The organism is Paenibacillus jamilae, assembly GCF_050482105.1.
Classification (GTDB): Bacteria; Bacillota; Bacilli; order Paenibacillales; family Paenibacillaceae; genus Paenibacillus; species Paenibacillus jamilae_B.
This window is the reverse complement of record NZ_JBCNHI010000056.1, coordinates 1-4,493: the sequence shown is the minus strand read 5'-3', so window position 1 is coordinate 4,493 and position 4,493 is coordinate 1. Positions and strand designations below refer to the sequence as shown.

The following is a 4,493-nucleotide window of genomic DNA, read 5'->3' as shown; positions in this document are numbered from 1 at the left end:
AGATAAAATATCTCATTGTTGATTTTGCGAACAAAATCATTTACTCACTCGTTGTTCAGTTTTCAAAGATCAAATTCTTTTTCGCTACGTTTTTCAGCAGCTATAAGATCATATCATGTTCGTTTAAAAAATGCAAGGGTTATTTTTTCTTTTATTTCGAAGATCATTTCACCCTGCTTATCTTCATTTGAAACGGCTGTTTTGTTGTCAGCTAAAATAATATATCATTTTTTACTAGAGAATACAACTTGTAATATTTTACATTAATCTTTTGTTAAATTTCTCCGCTGCTAGTAGACAACGATTGCTAATTTAAAAACACCATCTCGTTAATTTTCCGCTAACCCCACCGATTTTTTTAGATATCTACGATAACTCGATTCTTTATCGCTTGTTGTCAGCAGACTTACAATTAGACGGAGTATTTTTACCCCCGCCTAACAAGCTCTTAAATTTATAGTCTGCAAATCTCATGGGCACATTGGCCATACGAAGGGCAACAACACATAGCACGCAACACCTTGAGATCGTGAATGACGATTTTTCCATCTCTCGTATCCAAGGTTCCCTGCTCTTTTAGCGAACTCAGCATCCGGTTTACGCTCTCACGCGTCGCTCCAATCATCTCACCCAGTTCGGAGTGACTTAGCTTCATATTCAGTAAAATACCATCCTTCACAGCTACACCACATGTATTACTTGCACGGATCAGTGTAGACGCTAGTGCCCCTGTTTTGCCATACAACAGTAAATCGCGAAACCGTGATTGCATAATTCGTTGCTTCATCGCCATCCACTGTATGAACTGAAGTGCCATTTCCCCATTTTTAGACAGGAGTAACTCCAGATCCTTAACAAACACGACACCTAACTCACAAACATCGGCTGTTTCTGCAGTACAACTATACTCTTCACCATCTATTCCACTAAATTCCCCGATCAAATCGCCTTGGTGCTGAATAGTCAGAATCAACTCTTTACCATCTTCTGTTGATTTACGGAGCTTAACATGACCCGAATGTATATAATAAAGCTGCTCTGCATCATCACCCTCCCGGAACAGCATAACGCCTGCCTTTACCTTCTTCCAGGACATGATATCCTTTAACAGCTCAAAATGCTCTTCCGTCAAAAAAAGCTGAATCCCCGTGCGTTGCGCTTCGTCCCCAAACCGTTCCATACAAGTGGCTTGCATATTAGCGTCCTCCTCGTGTTTACCTGATATCCTTATCATAATGTTTTGATGCCTGGGTTGTTATCGGGAGAACACCTGATTTTGTACCTCTCTACTCCCTGATTTACTGTGATAAATATCACTTCCAAAATCAGCTAACGCCCCATTTATCGCCCCTCCTCTTATTGATTACCCAGTCTAATGAAAAGTCAGTGTTCCTGCGCCTATAGATCAGGGGGTTCCCTGAATTACTTTTGCACCTGTCGGAACTACAATGAACTAGAGCTACAGTTGGTTAAGAAAAAGGATGTGTCTTCTATGCTACAAATAACGGATGAAATGCGAAAAGAACTAAACCAGTTGCGAGAACATGTTTATGGAGATATCACTGCTCTTGCATTTATGTCCAAGTCAGGGGGTAAGCTGCATTGGTATTACGCCTCTGGCAGCCGAAGCAATCGCTATCGCCTAATCTCTTTTAAAGTCGGGCACGGGATTGCCGGGATGGCTGTTCGTCTAGGACGTACCGTGACCGTTAGTGCTTTAATATCAGGTAGTATACGATTACGTCAAGAATGTGCGCTTATGCTGGCCGAGCAGCTACATTCCGCAGTAGCCATTCCCTTTTCCAGTACAGGGGACTTGCCAGACGGTGTGCTACTTCTTGGCAACCGTGATGTGAGAACATTCACCGAATCTGATGTGGATAAGGCCACTCAAGTCGCTCATCGCCTTGGCCAGCTATGTGCTCTTCCTCTCACTCCCTAGATTGATAATTCAAAAAAAATAAAATCATAAAAATAAGCAAATATGAACGGCTCATCTAACTATCTCTGTTGATTGAAATCCCTAAAATTTGCTATGATTATGACAAAACGCACGGTTTTTTACCGTTCGAGGGGATGACTAATTGATTCGTATACTAGTAGTGGATGATCATGTTGTCGTACGTTCTGGCCTCACGGCCCTATTGGACGGCAAAAACGGTATTAAGGTAGTAGGAGATGCAGCAGACGGGGATGAAGCGATCCGCAAAGCGGTGGAGCTACAACCTAATGTTGTGCTCATGGATTTTAGTATGCCACCTGGCAAGGATGGTCTGACGGCAACCACTGAATTAAAAAAACAGTTACCAGATACAGAAGTGCTTATTTTAACGATGCATGACGATGAAGAATATCTATTCCGGGCCATTCAAGCCGGAGCCTCTGGATATATTTTAAAAAGTGCACCTCACGAGGAATTACTCGCTGCCATCCAATCTGTGGCCGAAGGTAGTGCCTATCTGTACCCCAATGCAACCAAACGCCTGATGAGTGAATATTTGGACAAAATCAAACAAGAGGGCATAGCCGGACCGTATGAATCCCTGTCTGAGCGGGAAAAGGAGATCCTGTCATGGGTAGCCAAAGGATATGCCAACAAGGAAATTGCCGAACACCTAGTAATTAGCGTCAAAACTGTAGAGTCCCATAAAAGCAACCTTATGGAGAAGCTTAACTTGAAAACGCGACCTGAGTTGGTCAAATTTGCACTGAAAAAGGGGCTGCTCCATTATGAATGAACCTTCTAACCCTCTACTGTTGCCAGCCTTTGGGGAGTCAACCGATAAACTGCTGAATGATTTGGAAATTCATATACCAGATTCCCCTTTTCTGCATGTACTGCGTAATTCACTCCACCAGCTATCCAATCTCAAATTTGCTCTAGATGCGTCTTCCATCGTTGCTCTTACTGATCATCAAGGAATTATTCAGTACGTGAACGATAAGTTCTGTGAAATTTCCCAATACAATCGTGAAGAATTGATCGGACAGGATCATCGTCTCATTAATTCGGGCTACCATACTCCAGCCTTCATGAAGAACCTGTGGACTACGATTCGTTCAGGTAAGGTATGGCAGGGAGAAATACGAAATCGGGCTAAAGATAACAGCTACTACTGGGTGAATACTACGATTGTTCCATTTATGGACGAGAAAGGTAAGCCTTATCAGTACTTAGCGATCCGTAATGAAGTCACCAAACTAAAAAAAGTAGAGGCAGAGCTTCAGTCCATGATGACGCAAGTCATGCAAATACAGGAGGAAGAGCGTAAACGTTTTTCAAGGGAGCTTCATGATGGGATTGGGCAGAGCCTCTTTTCACTCATTATTCAATTAGATAGCCAACTAGCTGAACATCCCAGTGCTACACTGGAAAATCTGCGTGCACAGGTAACCGACATCATTAAAGATGTTCGTGGCCTAGCATGGGAACTTCGGCCCTCAGTTCTGGATGATTTGGGTGTCGTACCAGCCATCAGAACCTATATTGAAAACTTCTGTTCTCATTACGGAATTGAAGTACATTTTCAATGCAGTCTACGTAAACGTCTTGATATTCGAAAAGAAATAGCTATTTATAGGATTGTGCAGGAGGCATTAACGAATGTAGCCAAATACGCAGATGTAGCAGAGGCTTATGTTAACGTAGAGGATCAGGTTGAAACAATACAAGTGACTATTCGGGATGAGGGTATGGGCTTTTCTGAACAATCCAAGGGAGAGGGAGTTGGATTGTTCAGCATGGAAGAACGAGCTAGAGGAGTAGGTGGCTTTATGAGCATGACCTCTGCTCCAAATCAAGGAACTTCCATCCTACTGACCGTTCCAGTGTAAAATCTGTGAATTAGATCGGTTATCGGTGTATATCCACCACAGGAACAGGAGGAATACACCGATGCAATGATTACCGATAGCCAACACTATGTAACATGTTTGGAGATAAGCAAAAAAAGAGAGAGCTCTGTCCCCAGACAGGCTCTCTTTATTTATAAGGTGTCACCACTGAGGCAACAAGAATCCGCTATAACAAAAAGCGGGTGATGGGAATCGAACCCACGCTACCAGCTTGGAAGGCTGGAGTTCTACCATTGAACTACACCCGCAAATCAGTATCGGGATGACACGATTTGAACATGCGACCCCCTGGTCCCAAACCAGGTGCTCTACCAAGCTGAGCTACATCCCGATATTATACTTTTTTGAAAGAAATGGCGCGCCCTGAGAGATTCGAACTCCCGGCCTTTTGATTCGTAGTCAAACGCTCTATCCAGCTGAGCTAAGGGCGCAAATATGGAGCGGACGACGGGAATCGAACCCGCGACCCTCGCCTTGGCAAGGCGATGCTCTACCGCTGAGCCACGTCCGCAAAATATGGTGCGGTCGAGAGGACTCGAACCTCCACGGGGGGTTAGCCCACACGGACCTGAACCGTGCGCGTCTGCCAATTCCGCCACGACCGCAAAATAAATTATAAATGGTGAGCCATGAAGGAC

At 43.8% G+C, this 4,493-nt stretch carries 4 protein-coding genes and 5 tRNA genes; 3 read left to right on the top strand and 6 right to left on the bottom strand.

What is annotated here, in order from left to right; translation table 11 throughout:
- Positions 1-454: 454 nt before the first annotated feature.
- A complete protein-coding gene (locus tag ABEW32_RS26250) occupies positions 455-1,195 on the bottom strand; it encodes a Crp/Fnr family transcriptional regulator (protein WP_430193230.1) in 741 nt (246 codons plus the stop codon).
- A 297-nt stretch (positions 1,196-1,492) separates the two neighbouring features.
- Here ABEW32_RS26250 and ABEW32_RS26245 point away from each other — a divergent pair, with 297 nt between their 5' ends.
- From ABEW32_RS26245 to ABEW32_RS26235, 3 genes are all read left to right on the top strand, one after another.
- Complete coding sequence (locus ABEW32_RS26245) at positions 1,493-1,942, top strand: GAF domain-containing protein (RefSeq protein ID WP_430193228.1); 450 nt, start codon at positions 1,493-1,495, stop codon at positions 1,940-1,942.
- 142 nt (positions 1,943-2,084) lie between these two features.
- Positions 2,085-2,738: a response regulator transcription factor gene (locus ABEW32_RS26240; RefSeq protein ID WP_430193226.1), complete on the top strand. Its 654-nt coding sequence runs from the start codon at positions 2,085-2,087 to the stop codon at positions 2,736-2,738.
- A complete protein-coding gene (locus ABEW32_RS26235; RefSeq protein ID WP_430193224.1) occupies positions 2,731-3,834 on the top strand; it encodes a PAS domain-containing sensor histidine kinase in 1,104 nt (367 codons plus the stop codon). The genes ABEW32_RS26240 and ABEW32_RS26235 overlap by 8 nt, the downstream gene beginning before the upstream one ends.
- 198 nt (positions 3,835-4,032) lie before the next feature.
- Here ABEW32_RS26235 and ABEW32_RS26230 read toward each other — a convergent pair.
- From ABEW32_RS26230 to ABEW32_RS26210, 5 genes are all read right to left on the bottom strand, one after another.
- Positions 4,033-4,103 (bottom strand) — tRNA-Gly (locus tag ABEW32_RS26230).
- Positions 4,104-4,112: 9 nt separating this feature from the next.
- Positions 4,113-4,186, bottom strand: a tRNA-Pro gene (locus tag ABEW32_RS26225).
- Positions 4,187-4,209: 23 nt separating this feature from the next.
- Positions 4,210-4,286: transfer RNA gene (locus tag ABEW32_RS26220), tRNA-Arg, on the bottom strand.
- Between the two features lie 5 nt (positions 4,287-4,291).
- Positions 4,292-4,366 (bottom strand) — tRNA-Gly (locus ABEW32_RS26215).
- 6 nt (positions 4,367-4,372) lie between these two features.
- A tRNA-Leu gene (locus ABEW32_RS26210) sits at positions 4,373-4,460 on the bottom strand.
- Positions 4,461-4,493: the final 33 nt, after the last annotated feature.